Annotated in this window: 7 protein-coding genes and 1 other RNA gene; 7 read left to right on the forward strand and 1 reads right to left on the reverse strand. The window is 55.8% G+C overall.

The window, feature by feature from the left end:
- Nucleotides 1-26 precede the first annotated feature (26 nt).
- From ssrS to EJP87_RS14540, 3 genes are all read left to right on the forward strand, one after another.
- A non-coding RNA gene (gene ssrS, locus EJP87_RS14530) (6S RNA) lies at nucleotides 27-208 on the forward strand.
- 7 nt (nucleotides 209-215) lie between these two features.
- Entirely contained in the window at nucleotides 216-854 is a 639-nt protein-coding gene (locus EJP87_RS14535; protein ID WP_130472582.1) for a 5-formyltetrahydrofolate cyclo-ligase, read from the forward strand.
- Between the two features lie 49 nt (nucleotides 855-903).
- Nucleotides 904-1,227: an Rnase Y domain-containing protein gene (locus tag EJP87_RS14540; RefSeq protein WP_130472583.1), complete on the forward strand. Its 324-nt coding sequence runs from the start codon at nucleotides 904-906 to the stop codon at nucleotides 1,225-1,227.
- Here EJP87_RS14540 and xseA read toward each other — a convergent pair.
- Complete coding sequence (xseA, locus tag EJP87_RS14545; RefSeq protein ID WP_130472584.1) at nucleotides 1,130-1,933, reverse strand: exodeoxyribonuclease VII large subunit; 804 nt, start codon at nucleotides 1,931-1,933, stop codon at nucleotides 1,130-1,132. The two genes, EJP87_RS14540 and xseA, sit on opposite strands and share 98 nt — an antisense overlap.
- Before the next feature lie 204 nt (nucleotides 1,934-2,137).
- Between xseA and EJP87_RS14550 the strand changes: the two genes are divergently transcribed.
- From EJP87_RS14550 to EJP87_RS14565, 4 genes are all read left to right on the forward strand, one after another.
- Nucleotides 2,138-2,653 (forward strand): type III secretion system chaperone family protein, encoded by a 516-nt coding sequence (locus EJP87_RS14550; protein ID WP_193771413.1) that lies wholly within the window; start codon nucleotides 2,138-2,140, stop codon nucleotides 2,651-2,653.
- Nucleotides 2,654-2,777: 124 nt separating this feature from the next.
- The gene (locus EJP87_RS14555; RefSeq protein WP_130472586.1) at nucleotides 2,778-2,999 is read left to right on the forward strand and encodes a hypothetical protein; all 222 of its coding nucleotides are present in this window, start codon (nucleotides 2,778-2,780) and stop codon (nucleotides 2,997-2,999) included.
- 139 nt (nucleotides 3,000-3,138) lie between these two features.
- Nucleotides 3,139-3,444, forward strand: a complete 306-nt coding sequence (gene zapB, locus EJP87_RS14560) for a cell division protein ZapB (protein ID WP_130472587.1) — start codon at nucleotides 3,139-3,141, stop codon at nucleotides 3,442-3,444.
- Between the two features lie 45 nt (nucleotides 3,445-3,489).
- On the forward strand, nucleotides 3,490-3,774 hold the full coding sequence (locus EJP87_RS14565; RefSeq protein WP_130472588.1) for a cell division protein ZapA: 285 nt from the start codon (nucleotides 3,490-3,492) through the stop codon (nucleotides 3,772-3,774).
- Nucleotides 3,775-3,830: the final 56 nt, after the last annotated feature.

Consider the following 3,830-nt stretch of genomic DNA (forward strand, 5'->3'; position numbering starts at 1 on the left):
GTCTGTTGGAAGGCTGATTTCGTCACACTCCCCTGCGGTGTTCGTGAGAAATGCATTCCTCCTGAGCCGATACTTCATGAGCCCAGGAATCCTGCTCTGATCGTGAAGTGCGAGCCCGCTTGCGGGATTGCCGGAAGCGATTTATCAGGAGTCCACTTTACTAAAAGGGTTCAGAGGACGCAAAATCCACGGCACAGGCGGGGGATCTTATACAGGTGAAAAACGATAAAGAGCAGATTCGCCGCCGCATGCGTACTCTGCGGCGGGATCTTGGCTGCGAACTGGTGCGCCAGTACAGTACCATGGTCGCGCAACACGCACAGGCCCTGACGGCATTCAACGCCGCCACCCGCTTGGCGCTTTACCTCGCCGCTGATAACGAAGTCGATCCCTCCCCTCTCCTCCACACCGCCTCCGTCGCACACAAAGCCATTTTTTTGCCGCTCATCGATCGCCCTCTTCAGGCGTTACGGTTGGTTCGTTACCAACCGGGTGATCCGCTGCAACCTGGACCTTTTGGCATTCGTGAACCCCTTTTGCCAGAGGCCGCTGCGGTGACGGACCCGGACAGGGTGGCGGATCCGGCCACTTTGGATATTTTATTTTTACCCTTGGTCGCCTTTGACCGGGCAGGCAATCGGTTAGGCTATGGTGGCGGTTATTATGATCGTCTGTTAAGCCGATTGCCTGCTGGTGGCACGGGCAAGCCGTTGTGTGTTGGCTTGGCTTACCACTTTCAAGAGGTTGACGATCTACCGCATGCGCCGCACGACTGGCCCATGGCGGGGATCATTACCGATCGGGAGGTGATCCGCTGCCCAGCGCGTTGGCCCCAAGATTCTATTTGCATTTAAGCGCTGTCGATTTTCCTCTGGGAATTCGGTACCGGGGAGTTTGGATTTTATGGAAATTCTTATTTTATTGGTCGGTGTTCTGCTGGGATCTGGCGGGGTGCTGGCTGTTCATTTGCAACAGCGCAAGGTGCGGGATAATCTGCTTGCCCAAAAGGAAGAGCAGATGCAACACCGCTTGCAGAGTGCCGAAGAGAAGGCGCTCATCGCCAACCGGGAGATCGAACTGAAGGTGCAGGCCGAGCGGTTGCGCATTCAGGAGGAGGTCGAAAACAAGTTCAAGGAGCAGGATCGGGAACTGGAGCGGCAAAAGCGGCGTCTGGACAAGCGCGAAGAGCAACTGGATCGCAAATTCGACCATCTGGATCACTGTTAAAAGCCGCCAAATCCTCCGCCGAACCACCACCTCGACCACAAATGATCACCTCGGCCCGCCCATCCCGCCATAAACGCTGCAACGCCTCCACCAACTCCCGATCCGCCCCCTCCCCCTGCACACGCGCAGGCGACAACAGCAGATGATAGCCAGAAACCCGCTGCTCCAACACCCGTACCATGTCATGAATGGCCGCCCCCGTGGCCGACGTGACGATTCCAATACAGGAAGGCAAAAAAGGTAAAGGTCGCTTGCGTGCCTCGGCAAACAATCCCTCCCCCTGCAACCGGGCAAACAGTTGCAAAAAACGCTCCCGCTCACTGCCCGCCCCGGCAGGCTGCAACGCCTCGACAATCAATTGATATTCACCACGCGGCGGATAAAGCGCCATCCGCCCAGTGATCAGCACACTGTCGCCACTCTTCGGAATCACCCGCAACCGGGCTCGACTCGCCCGCCACACCACAGCCCGGATCCGGGATTGGGCATCCAACAAGGTAAAATACAAATGGCCCGACGCCGGTTGATGCAAATCACTGATCTCTCCCCTGACCCGGACAAAAGGTAACCCACCCTCAAGCAGTTGGCGAATCTGCTCGTTGAGCTGGCTGACCGTCAGCCAACGCTCGGCAGACAAACCATCACCACCATCACCCGCAGCAAACCTGCCCGGCCCCAGAGAAGAGAAGAATGAAGTATCGTCCATGCCTAGAGGATTGCAGAGATTCCCACTTCCGGCAAGGAACTCTGCCCGCCATCAAAATTATGACTGGCTTTCGTCAAAGTTTTTGCCGCATATCCGAGTGAAGCATGTTAAAGAAACTTGCCAAGCTTGGTACGCATGCGCCATACTGCCCCCGTTTTGTGTTTTGTACTGTTTTGGCATGGGCAATCGCCCAAGAAGGTTGTCATGAGTGAGTCCGATTATTCTACGGTCGATGATCTGCCGGAATATCCGGCCAATAATCCGGTCAGCATGGTGGAAGAGTTTGTGATCAATCAGGATTGGAACTCTGAACGATCCAACGAATACGAACTGTGGGCCGAGGTACCCAGCCAGTGGGGGAATCAACGTCTGTGGGTGGTCTACCATGAAGAAACCGGCTTTTTACAGTTTAACTGCTACCTGAACCTGAAAATTCCCGCCCGGCAATTTCTGTCCGCCGTACACACCATCACCCTGATGAACGAACGGGTCTGGCTGGGACACTTCGAAATCTGGAGCGAAGAACAGGTGCCCGTCTTTCGGGTCGTGCTGCCCTTGCGCAAAACCGAACTGCAAGAGTCGCAACTCGACGATGTCATGAGCGCCATGCAAGACGAAACAGATCGCTTTTTCCCAGCCATTCAATGGGTTGTCTGGGGCGGCAAAACGCCAGAAGAGGCCATCGCTGCCGCCATTGTGGAAACCGAAGGCGAAGCCTGAAACCCGCATAACCCACTTTTCCCCCTTCTTCGCATAGCCCCGACAGGCAGTATCAATAACTGGCATTTTATTTGCATTAGGTTATTGAAATACCGACCTGTAGCCGCCGTATCGGGAGTCGCTCATGCGCAGAATTGAACCTTTGGGTAAACTCAACACCATTCCGCCCAGCCATCAAAGCACCGTGCCGAATGGACTGCTCCAAGAGAGTCAACCGGACTCCTTTTATGACTTGTTGCAGGATGCCGCCACGACCTGTCGGCGCACTCCCAGCCGCTTTGGTGGCCGTTTTCTTGCCCGCAAGGCGGAACGTCCGTTGCGGTCGCGGCACGGGGTTTATGTCTGATTGTGCCGATGGATGCGCGGTCGCTTGACAGCATCCCAGAGAAAACCGTACTCTAGGGTCTAGCAGGAGCTTCGCAAATGAGCTCGAAACTCCGTCACGGCAAGACCAAATTTTTGCAATCGCTCAGTTCGAGGCAGTGATGAACTCTTCTCATGCGACGGGCCACTACCCTGATCCCTACTCTCCAGAACCGTCGGCTGCCAACCGGTCCGATCCGTTGGCCGAACTGGAGCTGCGCTGGGAAAGATTGGCGCGCACCCTGCATGGTCTGCGCACCGAGAATAACGCCCTGCGCGGCGAGTTGCAGGCCCACGAAAACCACCTGGAACAGGTGGAACGGGAACTGGCCGACCGTATGGAAGAGATTGCCCTCCTGCACCAAGAGAAAAACGGGGTCGAAGCACGCATCAATGGCCTGCTCGCCCGCTATGAAGAGATCGGATAATGACCATGTATCACCACCGCATGTGCATAGCTCAGGGATGAGGCCATGTCCGATCTGATTGAAGTACGCATCCATGGCCAACTGTTCCGGTTGCGGGCAGGTACCGAAAAGGATCATGTGCGTGAATTGGCCGCCTATGTCGATGACGTGATGGATAAAATATCCCGTCAATCCGGCTCCCCCTCCGTGGAGAGAACCGCGATTTTGGCCGCCCTCAACGTCACCGATACCCTTTTCCAACTGCAACGGCGTGTCGATTCCAGCAACCACGCCGTCGATGAGAGAATTACCAGATTGGTCGCCTTGAGCGACCGTCTGTTGGAAGGCTGATTTCGTCACACTCCCCTGCGGTGTTCGTGAGAAATGCATTCCTCCTGAGCCGATAC

This window comes from Candidatus Magnetaquicoccus inordinatus, from assembly GCF_004217665.1.
Classification (GTDB): domain Bacteria; phylum Pseudomonadota; class Magnetococcia; order Magnetococcales; family Magnetaquicoccaceae; genus Magnetaquicoccus; species Magnetaquicoccus inordinatus.